This is a genomic window from Arthrobacter sp. IK3 (genome assembly GCF_051337705.1).
Taxonomy (GTDB): Bacteria; Actinomycetota; Actinomycetes; order Actinomycetales; family Micrococcaceae; genus Arthrobacter_B; species Arthrobacter_B koreensis.
Genome location: NZ_JBPPSW010000013.1, coordinates 1 through 15,210 on the forward strand (window position 1 = coordinate 1; position 15,210 = coordinate 15,210).

Consider the following 15,210-nt stretch of genomic DNA (forward strand, 5'->3'; position numbering starts at 1 on the left):
TGCGAAACTGCCCGGTTTTACCCGGTTGATTCGTGTGGGTTTTGCTGCCGTCCGGCCTGTTCGGCCCCGCGGCAACTCGTTCTACTTTACACATCCACTGAACCCTGCGCAACTCGGCAGTCCTGTGACCTCCTGCACGAACTTGCGGGCCCGGTGCTGCGCTTCTCCACGGTTCCAGGGATCCTTCCCCGCGTATCAGCGCATTTCCATTTTAGGGAAGACTCCCCGGCGCCGTGCAAGTCCGAATCGGGTGGGAGTGCTCACACGGTTCAGGCGTTAGCCACGGACCCTGAGGTACTCCAGCTGTGCAGCTACGGACAATTCGGCCGCAGCCCGGACCGACGCGGGTACATCGGCATAGACAGCATTGGCAACTTGCTCAACCGTGGCGTCGTCACCCAGCAGGCTGAGCACCCCCCGGATCTGAGCCAGCCGCTCATCGCGGTGGTCCCGATAGGTCAGGACAACGGATTCAAGGTTTTCAAGATCGGGTCCGTGGGCCGGCAGCACCGTGGCCGGTCCCAGCCGGCCAAGCTTCTCCAGGCTGGCCATGAAGTCCTGCAGGGTTCCGTCCGGGTAATCCAGGACGGTGGTTCCCCGGCCCAGGATGGTGTCCCCGGTAAGGACAGACCCGCTGGGTCCGTCCGCAGGGAGAAAGAAACACACCGAATCCGAGGTGTGCCCCGGAGTTGCCAGTACCTGGATTTCCACTCCCCCGGCGGAGATGGTCTCCCCGTCCTGGAGCGGAGAACCGCTGAAGCAGAACGCGGGGTCCGCGGCCCGGACAGGAGCACCGGTGAGTTCATGGAAGCGCTCCGCGCCTTCGGTATGGTCCGGATGACGGTGCGTGATCAGCACCAGTTCCACTTTCCCTGCGGCAGCCAGTCCGGCAAGGTGCTCTTCATCGGCCGGCCCGGGGTCGACGATGACGCACGGTCCGCCCGGCTCGGCCGCAAGGACGTAGCTCTTGGTGCCGTCAAGGCTCATGGGCCCGGGGTTATCGGCCAGCCGGTACCGGGCCAGCGCGGTACTGCTGACTATCCGGCCCGGTGCCGGCTGCGCCGATGTACTCATGCTCTCCCCTAGGCCAGGCGGGTCAGCCAGCCCCGGGAGTCCTCCACGGCACCGGTCTGGATCCCCAACAGTTCACGCCGGATAGACATGGTTACTTCACCTGCAGCTGCTTCTGGAGAGCCGATCGTCTCGGTTTCAGACTTCAGTTCCCCGACGGGGGTGATCACTGCTGCGGTTCCGCAGGCGAAGACCTCAGTGATATCTCCGGAGGCAACGCCGTCGCGCCATTCGTCCAGGGTGATCTTGCGTTCTTCCACCGTCAGTCCGCGGTCCCGGCCCAGCTGGAGCACCGAGTCGCGCGTGATTCCGTGCAGGATGGTGCCGGAGAGCGCCGGTGTCACAAGGCGTCCGTCCTTGAAGACGAAGAAGACGTTCATGCCGCCCAGCTCTTCAACGGCGTTGTCATTGAACTCATCCAGGAACAGGACCTGCTTGCAGCCGTTCGCTTCGCCTTCCATCTGCGCGATGAGCGAGGCCGCGTAGTTGCCGCCGCACTTGGCTTCGCCGGTGCCGCCGCGGCCCGCGCGGGCGTACTTGGTGGAAAGCCAGATCGAAACCGGCTTCAGTTCTCCGCCGAAGTAGTTGCCTGCCGGTGATGCGATCACGCGGTAGGACACCTCACGGGCGGGACGGACGCCCAGGAACGCCTCGGTGGCGATCATGAACGGGCGCAGGTACAAGGATTCACCGTCACCGGAAGGCACCCAGTCGCGGTCGACGGCGACAAGCCGGCTCAGCGATTCGAGGAACAGTTCCTCGGGCAGCTCCGGCAGGGCAAGGCGGCGAGCCGAAGCGTTCAGGCGCGCGGCGTTGGCCTCGGGGCGGAAGGTCCAGACGGAACCGTCCCCGTGCCGGTAGGCCTTCAGCCCTTCGAAGATTTCCTGGCCGTAGTGCAGCACGGATGCAGCGGGATCCATGGCAATTGGCCCGTAGGGTTCAATGCGCGCGTTTTCCCATGCGCCTTCGCCGGACTCCGCAACACGGTAGTCAATGACGGCGGTGTGGTCCGTGAAGTGGTTTCCAAAACCCGGATCGGCCAGGATCGCGGCGCGTTCCTGCTCAGACTTGGGCTGGGTGGATAGCTTCTGGGTGAATTCCAGAGCGCTGACAGACATTATTCCTCCACGGTGAACGGCGCGGCCGTCGTTCGTCTTCCTGTTGATCGGGTCACTGTTGAGCTTATGACACAGCCGCGGCGATCGCATCGCCGATTTCCGCGGTGGTGCGCGTGTTTCCTGCGCGGGCAGCGACGTCGGCTTCCACTGCCTGTTCCACGCGGGCGGCTTCATCCGTGAAACCGAGGTGCGCCAGGAGCAGGGCTGCGGAGAGGATCGCGGCGGTGGGATCCGCCTTCTGCTGGCCTGCGATGTCCGGAGCGGAACCGTGCACCGGTTCAAACATGGACGGGAACGTGCCCTCCATGTTGATGTTGCCGGAGGCCGCCAGGCCGATACCGCCGGTGACGGCAGCCGCGAGGTCGGTAAGAATGTCCCCGAACAGGTTGTCCGTGACAATGACGTCAAAGCGAGACGGATCCGTGGTGAGGAAGATCGTGGCGGCGTCGACGTGCAGGTAATCCACCTCCACCTCGGGGAACTCCGCGGCCACGGCCTCGACGGTCCGCTTCCAGAGGCTGCCCGCATAGACCAGGACGTTGTGCTTGTGGACCAGGGTCAGCTTGCGGCGCGGCCGGTCGCTGGCGCGGCGGAACGCGTCGCGAACTACGCGCTCGACGCCGTAGGCAGTATTGAGCGAAACCTCGGTGGCGATTTCCTGCGGCGTTCCGGTGCGCAGCGAACCGCCGTTGCCGACGTACGGGCCCTCGGTTCCTTCCCGCACCACAACGAAATCGATCTCGCCGGGATGGGCCAACGGACTGGTGACTCCCGGGTAGAGCTTTGACGGGCGCAGGTTGACGAAGTGGTCCAGGCTGAAGCGCAGCTTCAGGAGCATCTCCCGCTCGATCAGGCCCGAAGGCATCGTGGTGTCCCCCGGGGCGGCGCCGACGGCACCGAAGAGGATGGCGTCGTGCTTCTTAATTGCCTCGAGGGTCTCATCCGGAAGCGTTTCCCCGGTGCGCAGCCAGTGCTCGGCACCGAGCTGGTATTCGGTGAGATCGAACTGCGCGGGGCCGGACGCGGTGACGGCCTTCAGGACCTTGACGGCCTCGGCCGTGACTTCGGGACCGATTCCGTCTCCGGGGATGACTGCCAGTGAGATGACCTTCGACGCTTCTTCGCTCATGCTGCAATTCTAGGAAGAGCGTCCAGATAGCGGTCAACATGTCTCGCATAATGAGACGCGCGACGGCGGCACGACGGAACGCGTCGCCATCCTGGGGTCACGCCCCTCCGCCCGAACGGCAAATCAGACCATGGCATGAGGTAGGGACCGCAGTGCGGGCCTAAAGTTGTTGTCCATGCTCCTGCACCGCCGTATCTATGCCTGGACCCAGGCGAATCCCTTCATCGTGGACCTCTTCGGTGCACTGCTGGCCATCCTGTTTTTCGCAATTCCTTTCCTGCTGGCGGGAGGCAGCACCGGCCTGCGCGAGTTCATCCTGTCCGTCGCCATCTGCCTCCCGCTGGCCTGGCGCCGCACCAGACCGGTCCCGGCAGCAGCGGTGATGGCCGCGGCCTGCCTGATCCAGCTCCCCGCGGTCCCGGAGACCGGCCTGCCGGCAGACTTCTTCGTCCTCGTCATGGTGCACGCCCTCGCCGCCTACGCCCCGCGCTGGGCCAGCCTCGGCGGGCTTGCCCTCGCGTTGATCGGCGGCGTGCTGCTGATCCTCCAGTACCTGGTGCGCCCCTACATCTCCTTCAGCACAGAGCCCGGCACGGTCTCCGGCGTCCACGTGGGCATGATCGGATTCTGGATCATCGCCCTCGTGGCGGTCGAAGCGGTGGTCCTGGTCTCCTGGACCTTCGGCGACCTGACCCGGACCAGGCGACTGGCCATGGAGTCGCTGCGTGACCGGGCCCGCCGCCTGGAAGTTGAACGCCAGCAGGAACGGGACCTGGCAGCTGCTGACGAACGCACCCATATCGCCCGCGAAATGCATGACATCGTGGCGCACTCGCTGTCGGTCATCATTACGCAGGCCGACGGCGCCAGGTATGCGAGCGCCCAGGACCCGGAGATCGCTGCGGCGACGCTGGGCACCATCGCAGAGACCGGCAGGGGGTCGCTGCGTGAGATGCGGCGCCTGCTCGGAGTGCTCCGCGGTGACGACGGCGCGTCTACCCGTCCGCTGCCGTCGCTGGCGGACATTGGGGACCTCGTGGACGGCGTCAAGCGCGCGGGAGTGGACGTGCAGATCATCACCGCGGGTGCCATGCGCCGGTCCCTGCCAGCCGGCGCCGAACTCACGGCCTACCGGGTGGTCCAGGAGGCGCTGACCAATGTGCTGAAGCACGCCGGTCCGCAGGCCCGGGCCAAGGTGGACCTGGACTGGACCGCGCGCGGACTGGGCATCACGGTGACCGACGACGGCCGGGGAGCCGGCGCGGATCCGGTCCGGGACGGAGACAGGACCACCGACGGCGCGCCCCGCACCCCCGGCGCAGGGCAGGGCATCATCGGCATGAAGGAACGCGTGGCGCTCTACGATGGAACCCTGGAGGCCGCTCCCGCCCCCGGCGGGGGATTCCGCGTCGCCGCATTCATTCCCTATACGGAGGCCTAACGCATGACCATCCCCTCCCCCGGTGCTCCCGGGGAGACTGAGCCCGCCGCGCCCATCCGCGTAGCCCTTGTCGATGACCAGCAGCTCGTCCGCGGCGGCTTCAAGATGCTGATCAACTCCCAGCCGGACCTGATGGTGACCGCCGAGGCCGGCAACGGGGCCGAAGCCGTGCGGGTGCTCTCCCAGGCCGCTGCCGACGTCGTGCTGATGGACGTGAGGATGCCGGGCATGGACGGCATTGAGGCAACCGCGCGGATCCTTGCGGAGGCCGGCTCGCAGGGAACGGAAATCAAGGTGGTGGTGCTGACCACCTTCGACCTCGACGAGTACGCGCTGTCCGCCATCCGGGCCGGTGCCAGCGGTTTCCTGCTCAAGGACGCACCGCCCGAGGAACTGCTCGAGGCCATCCGCACCGTCTACCGCGGGGACGCGGTGATAGCGCCGTCCACCACCCGCCGGCTGCTGGACCACGTGGCGCCCATGCTGCGCGAGCCCACCCCGGAAGTGAGCCGGCATGCCGCCAGCGTGGAGACCCTTACTCCCCGCGAGCGCGAGGTGTTTGCCCTCATCGCGGGCGGGCTGTCCAACCCGGAGATCGCCGCGAAGCTCTTCCTCTCCGAAGCGACCGTGAAGACCCACGTAGGGCACATCCTGGCCAAGCTCGGGGCGCGGGACCGCGTCCAGGCTGTCGTGATCGCCTATGAGACGGGAATCGTCACGCCGTAACTCCCCGGAGGTACCCATGGTGTCCGCAGAAGCAGCGGCGCAGGAGCTGCTGCCGGAGTCCTACCGGCTGGCGGGGCCGGTTCCACCCACGGGATGAGAAGGGGCGTGGAACATACCCGCCCCTGACCCGATGTGCCGGGCATGCCGCCGCCAATAGCGTAGAGGGCATGACAACCCTTACTGAGCACTCCGCTGCGCCGGGACCCGGCAGCTCCACGGCTGCCGCCGCCGCGCAGGCCCTGAACAAGACCTACGGAAAGGGCGACACCGCCGTTCACGCCCTGCGCGACGTCGACGTCCGCTTCGAAACCGGCACCTTCACCGCCATCATGGGCCCCTCCGGCTCGGGCAAATCCACATTGATGCACTGCCTCGCCGGCCTGGACAGCGCCGACTCAGGCCACATCTGGATTGGCGGAACCGAAATCACTTCCCTCAAGGATGCTGAGATCACCCGGCTGCGCCGCGACAGCGTCGGCTTCGTGTTCCAGTCCTTCAACCTGGTCCCCACGCTGACCGCCGAACAGAACATCACCCTCCCGGTGTCCCTGGCCAACGGCAAGGTTGATGCCGCCTGGCTCGCCGAGATCACGCGCACCCTTGGCCTCGAGGGCCGGCTCAAGCACCGTCCCCATGAACTTTCCGGCGGCCAGCAGCAGCGCGTCGCAGTTGCCCGCGCGCTGCTGACCCGCCCGCACGTCATCTTCGGTGACGAGCCCACCGGCAACCTCGATTCGCGCTCGGGCGCCGAAGTCCTCTCGCTGCTGCGGCGTTCCTCACGCGAGATGGGCCAGAGCATCATCATGGTCACCCATGATCCAGTAGCTGCTTCCTACGCGGACCGCGTGGTGCTGATGAATGACGGCGCGCTCGTGGGCGAGCTGAACAACCCCACGCCGGAGAGCGTACTGGCAGCGCTGACGAAGCTGGGGGCATAACGGTGCTGCAGGTAGCCCTGGCGCAGGTGCGCCTCAATGCCCGGCGTTTCATCGCCGTCGGCGTGGCCGTGATGATCGCCGTCGGCTTCCTCACCGCCACCCTGATCATCAACGCCTCCTCGAAGGCTTCCCTGACCCAGAGCGTCGGACAGAGCTTCCGCAACGCAGACCTGGTGCTTTCGGCCGCTTACGACGACGACGCCGGCTCCTGGGCAACCCTCGACGAGCAGACGGCGGAGGTGGCCGGCAGCGCTGACGGTGTGGAAGACACCTACGCGGTGCTCTCTTCCTCCGTGGCGGTTCGGGACGGCCGCGGAAGCTCCTACGCCGTCCTGGCCAATCTTCCGGACGACGTTTCCCTGCTGCCGGTGGACGTCGTGAAGGGCAGCCTCCCGGGAGCTACCGGTGAGGTTGCCATCGATGAGCAGACCGCCGAGCGCCGGGGCATTACCATCGGCTCGGTACTGCCCGTGGTGTCCTCGGACAATCTGGAGGGTGATGAAACTCCGCTCACGGTGACGGCACTCGTTGAGGCCTCTTCCGATCCGCGCTCGATGGGCGCCACCCAGCTTTACGCGACCGCAGCGACGGTCGCCCCCTTCGCCAACCTGGAGTTCGGCTTCGACTCCATCCAGCTCGCCCTGGCGGACAACGCGTCCGCGACGGCAGTCCAGACGGCGCTGACGCAGGCACTCAGCGACGCCGGCATCAAGGCGGTCACTGTTCGCACGGTGGAGGAAGAGACCACCGAACTCATGGCCGGCTTCACCGGCGGCCAGGACAGCCTGACGGTCATCCTGCTCGCTTTCGCCGCGGTTGCCCTGCTGGTCTGCGCCCTCGTAGTTTCCAACACCTTCTCGGTTCTGGTGGCCCAGCGCACCCGCGAGCTCGCCCTGCTGCGCTGCATCGGCGCCGGCCGGTCACAGATCCGCCGCTCCGTCCTCGTGGAGGCGCTGCTGGTCGGCATCGTGTCCTCGATTATCGGTGTGCTGGCAGCCGTGGGACTGGTGGGCGGAATCGTGGCCTACCTGCGAACCCTGCCGGAAAGCGGTTTCGCCACCCTGGATGTTCCCCCGCTGGCAGTCGCGGCAGGGATTGCGGCAGGCGTGATCCTCACTGTCCTCGCGGCCCTGGTTCCTGCCCGGGCGGCGACTGCCGTGGCACCGCTCGCAGCCCTCCGTCCCGCAGATGACGTCCGGGCCGGTACCCGCAAGGGGCGCGTCCGGCTGGTGTCGGGCCTCGTGCTGACCGCCGCGGGTGCCGCACTGCTGGGCTACGGTGCTTCCCAGGGAGACTTGCTGGTCGCGCTCCCGGGCGGCATCCTGAGCTTCGTGGGCATCCTGATGTGCTCCACGCTCTTCATCCCGCCGCTGGTCCGTGCCGTGGGCTTCCTCGCCTCCCCGCTCGGCGTACCTGGCAAACTGGCAGCGGTCAACGCCGTCCGCAATCCGCAGCGAACGTCCGCCACCTCCTCTGCGCTGCTCATCGGCGTCACCCTGGTGGTCATGATGATGACGGGCGCTGCCACCGCCCGGAGCGCGTTCAACGACACGCTCGCCGGCGAGTTCCCGGTGGACGTCACCGTCAGCGGAGCCATTCCGGTGGAATCGCCGTTCACCGCGAAGGACGCAGCCGCAGCAGCGGCCGTTGACCACGTGGACCAAGCAGCTTTCCTTCCGGTCGCCGGCCTGATCGACAGGGATGGTGAAGAAGTTCCGGTCTACTCCCTGGACCCTGCTGACAGCCAGGTCCTGCAGGACGCTTCCATGGTTCCCGAAGCGGGCACCATCACCATGCCGCAGGGCACCGAAGGAGAGATGCTCACCGTGCGCGGTGCCGCAGGAGACGTGGAACTGAAGATTGTGACTTCTGAGAGCCGCAACTTCTCCCCGCTGGTAAGCACTGACACCGCGCGGCTGCTGGGCGGCGTACCGGAGGAACAGAACCCGGAACAGTTCCGCGCACAGCCGATGCTGTGGATCGCCGTCGCCGACGGCCTGAACACGCCGTCCATCATGGAACTCCAGACAGCCCTCGCGGAGGCCCTGAACATCCAGGACTACCAGGTCACGGGCGCCGCCATCGAGCGCGCTGCCTTTGAACAGGTCATCGACGTGCTGCTGATGGTGGTCACCGGACTGCTGGGCGTCGCCGTCGTCATTGCCCTGGTGGGTGTGGCCAACACTCTGTCCCTCTCCGTCCTGGAGCGGACCCGGGAATCCTCGCTGCTGCGGGCACTGGGCCTGACCAAGGGCCAGCTGCGCGGCATGCTGGCACTGGAGGCGGTGCTGATCGCCGGAGTGGCGGCCCTGCTTGGGCTCGGACTCGGAGCGGTGTACGGGTGGCTTGGCGCGCAGTCCGCCCTGGGCGTTTTCGCCGATGTGACACCGGCACTGCCGTGGGTCCAGCTGGGCGGCGTGCTGGCCGTGGCCCTGGTGGCGGGGCTGGGCGCATCCCTGCTCCCGGCCCGCCGGGCAGCGCGGCTCTCCCCCGTCGCCGGACTGGCCGCGGACTAGCGGCCGCAGATAAGGCGCGAGGCGGTACCCGATGGGTGCCGCCTCGCGCTTTATGCCTCTGATCTGCAAAGATACACAGCATACTGATAACCCGAGCCGGCGCTGTCAGCCGTGCCAGGAACAGAAAAAGGAGCCGCCATGCCGCAGAAAGAAACCGGCCGCACGCCCCGCCACGAGTCACTGGCCGCTTACCTGGATGATCACCTGCTGGGTGCAGAGACCGGAGTCCGCCTCTTCAAGGCCGCCCGGGAAACCTGGGAGGGAACCGAGCACGAGAGTGTCTTCGCGGACCTGGTTCAGCAGATTTCCGACGAGCGGGATGAGCTTGAAACCCTGATCCTGGCGCTGGGCTACCAGCGCAGCCGCTTCAAGAAAGCGCTGGCACTGGTTGGCGCGGCCGGCGGCAGGCTCGGCCCCATCAATCCGCTCAGCACCGGAAAAGGAACCACCGGCCAGCTGGAACTTGAGACACTGCAGTCGATTGTGCGCGCAAAGGAGTGCCTCTACCGGACCCTGCTGGTACTTTCCCCCCACGACCACCGGTTCCACGCCCCGCGGATCCGCGAACTGCTCGAGCTCGCCCGGAACCAGCAGGACGCCGTCGCGAAGGTCATGGAGGATACCGTTCCCGCCCGCTTCCTCACCTAGCCTTCCCCTCCAACGAGATGACAGAAACTGCACGTACCAGCGCTGGTACGTGCAGTTTCTGTCATCTCGTTTAGGTTTACTCCGCCGGCTCTTCGTACTTGGGGAAGATCGGCGCCGGAGCGGGCAGTTCGGTGCCGGGGACCAGCGGGGTGCCCAACGCAGCGAAGGCGCGGGCATCGCCGTCGGGCTGGCCCAGTACATCCAGCAGCTTGCCGGCACTGACCGGCATGACCGGCTGGATGAGGATGGCGACGATCCGCAGGACTTCCAGCGTCACGTACAGCACGGTGTTCATGCGCTCGACGTCGGTCTTCCGCAGCACCCACGGGGCCTGCTCGGCGAAGTAGGCATTGGTATCGCCGAGGACCTTCCAGGTGGCCTCGAGCGCACCGTGGAAGTCCTGCACGTCATACGCCTCGCGGGAAATGTCCAGCAGCTTTCCGGCGGCCTCGAGCAGTGCCTTGTCCTCGTCCGTAAACTCCCCCGGCTGCGGAACCACACCGGCGCAGTTCTTGGCCACCATGGACAGGGAACGCTGGGCGAGGTTGCCCAGGTTGTTGGCGAGGTCGGAGTTCATCCGTCCCACCACGGCCTCATGGTTGTAGGAGCCGTCCGCACCAAAGGGCACTTCGCGCAGCAGGAAGAAGCGGACTGAATCGAGCCCGTACTGGTCCGCCCAGTCCTTGGGCGCCACCACGTTGCCCAGCGACTTGGACATCTTGACGCCCTTGTTGTGCAGGAAGCCGTGGATCATGATCCGCTTGGGCAGTTCCAGTTTCGCGGACATCAGGAACGCCGGCCAGAAGATGGCGTGGAAGCGGGAGATGTCCTTGCCAATGACATGGACGTCGGCCGGCCAGTACTTCTTGAAGGTTTCGCTCTCCGTGTCCGGGAAGCCGACGCCGGTCAGGTAGTTGGTCAGCGCGTCCACCCACACATACATCACGTGGTCCGGGTTGCCGGGAACCGGAACGCCCCAGTCAAAGGTGGTGCGGGAAATGGAGAGGTCCTCGAGTCCGCCCTTGACGAAGCTGATGACCTCGTTGAAGCGGGAACGCGGTGCGGCGAAGTCCGGCTGGGACTCGTACAGGGCCAGCAGCTTGTCCTGGTAGGCCGAGAGGCGGAAGAAGTAGCTCTCCTCTTCCGTCCAGGTCACCTCAGTGTCGGTTTCCTTGGAGTAGCGCACGCCGTCCTCACGGACTTCGGTTTCGTCTTCGCCGTAATACGCCTCGTCACGGACGGAGTACCAGCCGGAGTACTTGGACAGGTAGATGTCGCCGTTCTCCTCCATGCGCTTCCAGATGGCCTGGGCGGCGGCATAGTGGTCCGCGTCCGTGGTGCGGATAAACCGGTCATAGGAAGTGCCCATGTCCGCTTCCATCTGCTGGAAGGCAGCGGAGTTGCGGTCTGCCAGTTCCTTGGCGGTGATGCCTTCCTTGTCCGCGGACTGCTGCATCTTGAGCCCGTGCTCGTCCGTACCCGTCATGAAGAAGACGTCGTAGCCGTCCAGCCGCTTGAAGCGGGCCATCGCATCGGTGGCGATGTGCTCGTACGCGTGGCCGATGTGCGGCTGGCCGTTGGGGTAGGAGATGGCTGTGGTGATGTAGAACGGAGTCTTGGAGTCGGTTGAAGTCACACTAGAAAATTACCCTGTTTCGGCGCGGCTTGTCGCTTCGGGCCGGGCACGGCCCAGGCCCGAAGCAGCGTGTGTCAGTGAGCGTCGGCCTCCAGCACCGAGGTGAGCACCGGAGAGGTGGTCGCGAGCCCGGCCCGGACCAGCAGGATTCCCACCGCCACGGAGGCCGCGAGGAACCCCATGGCCACCGGATTGAAGATCAGGGCGGCACCGACCACCGGGAAGAGCAGCGCCCCGGAAACGCCCGCGGACGCCGTACTGACCAGCACCACGGGCTGCATCACCGCGCCGGTGCGCGCCGCGTCGATCACGTCCCGGGGCATTCCCATCCGGTGCAGGCTGCGGTACAGCTCCGCACGGTCCAGGACTGTCGCTGCCTGGTTGATACCTGCGGAGCAGGCAACCATCAGGAAACCGGCGATCACGGTGATCAAGACTCCGGTCATAATGTCCTGGATCAGGAAGTCTTCCGGCCCTCCGGACTGTGCGGTCTGCAGCAGGGCGGCCCCGGCCCCGGCAACGACGGCGGTGAAACAGACCATTGACAGTGCGCTGACCTGCCGCCAGGCTGCCTTCGGGGCATCCAGCACAATCCGGGCTGCGAGCAGCGCCTGCGGAGTGGCTGCCCGCCGCAGGCGCAGTCCGGCGGAGCGGGCCACCAGCCACGGACCCACCAGGTTCAGCACGGCGAGGCCGCCGGCGAAGGCTGCGAAGATGATGGCCAGTGCAATCGCCGCCGCGCCGACCGGAGTCATCAGCCCGGCTACGCAGAGTCCCACAATGAGCACTGCGATGCCGGCACGTGACCAATGGACTTTCTGGGCATCGGCCCGGGTGCGCACACCCAGCGGAGAAATGACCACGCGGCGGAGGCTGATCACGGAGCTGACTGCGGCGAGGACGACGACGGCGGCAACTCCGGCGGCTGCGGCACCAGGATGCAGCCAGTAGGCACTTCCCAGTGCCGCGCCGCGGAAATGGATCAGCTGGACGAACGGGGCGAGCACGACGTAGCCGAGGACACCGGCGAGGGCTCCGGCGAAAGCCTGGGCAGCGGCTTCCAGGACCGTGACCTGCCGGACTGTCCGGGCGGAGGCGCCGAGCAGCCGGAGGGTCGAGAGGTGTTCGTCACGGCGCCGGGCGGACAGGCGTGCAGCTGATCCACCCAGTGTCAGGAGCGGCAGGACCAGCAGGATCAGGGCAAAGGCAGCCAGCAGCAGGTACAGGTTCCCCTCGTCATCGCCCCACTGGGTGAAGGACAGGGCTCCGGCGAGCACGGTCAGGAGCAGCGTGGTGACGACGGCAAAGGACGCTGCGGGCAGCAGCGCGGCAGCGGATCCCGCGGTGCCGGGCCGGTTCAGCAGCCATGTCAGCCGCAGCGGTACCGCCCACGGGGATGAATCCACCGCCCGGGCGAAGGCGCCGGACGCACTCATCGGGCCACCTCGGCCGTGTCCGCAACAATCCGGCCGTCGGCCAGTGTGACTACCCTGCTGCACCAGCGGGCGACTTCGGGATCATGCGTGACCACCACGAGGGCGCGTCCGGTTCCCGCCACGGACTGCAGCAGCAGTGCCATCACCTCCGCGGAGGTGCGCGAGTCAAGAGCCCCTGTGGGCTCGTCCGCGAACAGAACCCGGGCACCGTTGACCTGGGCCCGCGCTATGGCCACCCGTTGGGCCTGCCCGCCGGAGAGCTCTCCTATCCGGCGTCCTTCCATCCCGGCCAGTCCCAGCGCTGCAAGGGCGGCAACGGCCCGCTGCTCGGCAGCCGGGCGCGGGGTTCCGTTGAGCATCAGTGCCAGCGCCACGTTTTCGCCGGCGGTCAGCTCGGGAATCAGCAGGCCCTGCTGGAATACGAAGCCAAACTCGGTGCGGCGCAGCGCCGAGCGGGCCCCGTCATTAAGGGAGCTGACTTCCACCGGCGCAGCGCCGGAATACCTGACGGTGCCGGCGTCCGGCAGCACGATCCCTGCCAGGCAGTGCAGCAGGGTGGTCTTGCCCGATCCGGAGGCGCCCATGACGGCAGTAGCCTCTCCGGCCCGCACCTGCAGGCTGACACCGGCCAGTGCGGTCGAGTTTCCGTAGTTCTTAGTCAGGTTGGCGGCTGCAAGCAGGGTTGCGCCGGGCAGGGATTCACTCATGGATCCATCCTGTCCCGGCGGGCCCCGCACGCACATCGGCTCTCAGCGTGAACCCGGCGGCAGCGGCGTCGTACTGCGGGTGGAGGCCGGGACCGCTGTGCTGCTCCCCCGGACGCAGCAGAGGCCGGCTCCGAACGGAACCGGCCTCTGCTCAACGCAAGGCGACTTAGTCCTGCAGGTCCACTTCGCGGGCCACGGTTGCACCGATCGCATCGCGGACGGTTTCCAGGACGTCCTGCGGCACGGAGGAATCCACCGTCAGCAGGGACAGGGCCTGGCCGCCCTCGGAGTTGCGGGCCACCTGCATGCCGGCGATGTTGATTTCCGCTTCGCCCAGGATGCGGCCCAGTGCGCCGATGACGCCGGGGCGGTCCTGGTAGATCAGCACCAGCAGGTGTTCGCTGATCGGGATTTCAAGGTCGTAGCCGTTGACGCCCACCAGCTTCTGGATCTGCTTCGGGCCGGTCAGCGTGCCGGCAACCTCGAGCTGCGTGCCGTCGGAGAGCGCGCCGCGGATGGTGAGCAGGTTCCGGTAGTCGTCAACGTCGGGCGTGGTGATGAGGCGGACGGCAATGCCGCGCTGCTCAGCCAGCACCGGAGCGTTCACGTAGGAAACCTGCTCCGAGACGATGTCGGTGAAGATGCCCTTCAGCGCGGCCAGTTCAAGTGCCTTCACGTCCAGTGACGCGATTTCTCCGGCTACCTCGATGTCGATGGCGGTCATTGAATCGTGCGCCAGGGCGGTGAAGATCCGGCCCAGCTTTTCGATCAGCGGGATGCCCGGGCGGACGTCCTCGGCGATGACGCCGCCGGCGACGTTCACGGCGTCGGGCACCAGTTCACCGGCCAGGGCCAGGCGGACCGACTTCGCGACGGAGATCCCCGCCTTCTCCTGCGCTTCGTCGGTGGAGGCTCCCAGGTGCGGGGTCACAATGACGTTGTCCAGGGCGAAGAAGGGCAGGTCGGTGCTGGGCTCCTTCACGAAGACGTCGACGCCGGCGCCGGCGATCTTGCCTTCGGTCAGGGCGGTGTAGAGCGCGTCTTCGTCCACAAGGCCACCGCGGGCCACGTTCACCACGTAGGCGGTGTCCTTCATCTTCTCGAACGCCTCGGCGCCGAGCATGCCAACCGTCTCCGGCGTCTTGGGCATGTGGATTGTCACGAAGTCAGACTGTTCCAACAGCTCGTCCAGCGTGACCAGCTTGACGTTCAGCTGGGCGGCACGGGCGGAGGTGATGTACGGGTCATAGGCCAGGACCTCGGTGCCGAAGCCCTGGACACGGGCTGCCACCAGGGCACCGATGCGGCCCAGGCCGATGATGCCGACCTTCTTCTCGAACAGCTCGGTGCCGGTGTACTTGGAGCGCTTCCATTCCCCGCCCTTGAGGGCGGAGGACGCCTGCGGAATGTGGCGGGCGAGGGAGAGGATATGGCCGACGGTCAGTTCGGCGGCGGAGATGATGTTCGACGTCGGGGCGTTGACCACCATGACGCCGGCCTGTGTGGCGGAACGGATGTCCACGTTGTCCAGGCCCACGCCGGCGCGGGCGATGACCTTCAGGTTCTTGGCAGCGGCGATGGCTTCGGCATCCACCTGGGTGGCGGAGCGCACCAGGATCGCGTCGACATCCGCGATGGCGGAGAGCAGCTGGGAACGGTCAGCGCCGTCGGTCTGGCGGATCTCAAAGTCGGGGCCCAGGGCCTCAACCGTGGCCGGGGAAAGTTCCTCCGCGAGAAGTACTACTGGTTTGGTGGCAGTCACCGATGACCTCTTTAGCTGTGTGTCGATGTGGTTTTGGGTATTTCACGCCGAAGGCCGGACCCCGTGCAGGGCCCGGCCTCCT

General features: G+C 66.6%; 12 protein-coding genes. 5 read left to right on the forward strand and 7 right to left on the reverse strand.

Going from position 1 to position 15,210, the window contains the following annotated elements; all coding sequences use genetic code 11:
- Positions 1 to 276: 276 nt before the first annotated feature.
- From ACSLGO_RS15945 to ACSLGO_RS15955, 3 genes are all read right to left on the reverse strand, one after another.
- A complete protein-coding gene (locus ACSLGO_RS15945; RefSeq protein WP_436401472.1) occupies positions 277 to 1,074 on the reverse strand; it encodes an MBL fold metallo-hydrolase in 798 nt (265 codons plus the stop codon).
- Positions 1,075 to 1,082: 8 nt separating this feature from the next.
- The gene (locus ACSLGO_RS15950) at positions 1,083 to 2,189 is read right to left on the reverse strand and encodes a branched-chain amino acid aminotransferase (RefSeq protein WP_263127086.1); all 1,107 of its coding nucleotides are present in this window, start codon (positions 2,187 to 2,189) and stop codon (positions 1,083 to 1,085) included.
- Positions 2,190 to 2,253: 64 nt separating this feature from the next.
- Positions 2,254 to 3,318: a 3-isopropylmalate dehydrogenase gene (locus ACSLGO_RS15955; RefSeq protein ID WP_091603686.1), complete on the reverse strand. Its 1,065-nt coding sequence runs from the start codon at positions 3,316 to 3,318 to the stop codon at positions 2,254 to 2,256.
- A gap of 175 nt (positions 3,319 to 3,493) precedes the next feature.
- Between ACSLGO_RS15955 and ACSLGO_RS15960 the strand changes: the two genes are divergently transcribed.
- The 5 genes from ACSLGO_RS15960 to ACSLGO_RS15980 all read left to right on the forward strand — a co-directional run bounded on the left by ACSLGO_RS15960 (position 3,494) and on the right by ACSLGO_RS15980 (position 9,587).
- Positions 3,494 to 4,759, forward strand: a complete 1,266-nt coding sequence (locus ACSLGO_RS15960) for a sensor histidine kinase (RefSeq protein ID WP_419243464.1) — start codon at positions 3,494 to 3,496, stop codon at positions 4,757 to 4,759.
- Positions 4,760 to 4,762: 3 nt separating this feature from the next.
- Positions 4,763 to 5,485: a response regulator gene (locus tag ACSLGO_RS15965; protein WP_091603680.1), complete on the forward strand. Its 723-nt coding sequence runs from the start codon at positions 4,763 to 4,765 to the stop codon at positions 5,483 to 5,485.
- A gap of 167 nt (positions 5,486 to 5,652) precedes the next feature.
- A complete protein-coding gene (locus tag ACSLGO_RS15970; RefSeq protein ID WP_091603677.1) occupies positions 5,653 to 6,423 on the forward strand; it encodes an ABC transporter ATP-binding protein in 771 nt (256 codons plus the stop codon).
- A gap of 2 nt (positions 6,424 to 6,425) precedes the next feature.
- Positions 6,426 to 8,939: an ABC transporter permease gene (locus ACSLGO_RS15975; RefSeq protein ID WP_436401473.1), complete on the forward strand. Its 2,514-nt coding sequence runs from the start codon at positions 6,426 to 6,428 to the stop codon at positions 8,937 to 8,939.
- Between the two features lie 138 nt (positions 8,940 to 9,077).
- Entirely contained in the window at positions 9,078 to 9,587 is a 510-nt protein-coding gene (locus ACSLGO_RS15980) for a hypothetical protein (protein ID WP_386918026.1), read from the forward strand.
- Positions 9,588 to 9,663: 76 nt separating this feature from the next.
- Here the strand turns inward: ACSLGO_RS15980 and metG are convergent, their stop codons facing one another.
- From metG to serA, 4 genes are all read right to left on the reverse strand, one after another.
- Entirely contained in the window at positions 9,664 to 11,223 is a 1,560-nt protein-coding gene (gene metG / locus ACSLGO_RS15985) for a methionine--tRNA ligase (RefSeq protein WP_419243462.1), read from the reverse strand.
- Positions 11,224 to 11,297: 74 nt separating this feature from the next.
- Positions 11,298 to 12,659 carry an FtsX-like permease family protein gene (locus ACSLGO_RS15990; protein ID WP_436401474.1) on the reverse strand — a complete coding sequence of 454 codons (1,362 nt, stop codon included), beginning with the start codon at positions 12,657 to 12,659 and terminating at the stop codon, positions 11,298 to 11,300.
- Positions 12,656 to 13,366, reverse strand: a complete 711-nt coding sequence (locus tag ACSLGO_RS15995; RefSeq protein ID WP_436401475.1) for an ABC transporter ATP-binding protein — start codon at positions 13,364 to 13,366, stop codon at positions 12,656 to 12,658. Before ACSLGO_RS15995 ends, ACSLGO_RS15990 begins: the two co-directional genes overlap by 4 nt.
- 166 nt (positions 13,367 to 13,532) lie before the next feature.
- Complete coding sequence (gene serA / locus ACSLGO_RS16000) at positions 13,533 to 15,128, reverse strand: phosphoglycerate dehydrogenase (protein WP_091603660.1); 1,596 nt, start codon at positions 15,126 to 15,128, stop codon at positions 13,533 to 13,535.
- Positions 15,129 to 15,210: the final 82 nt, after the last annotated feature.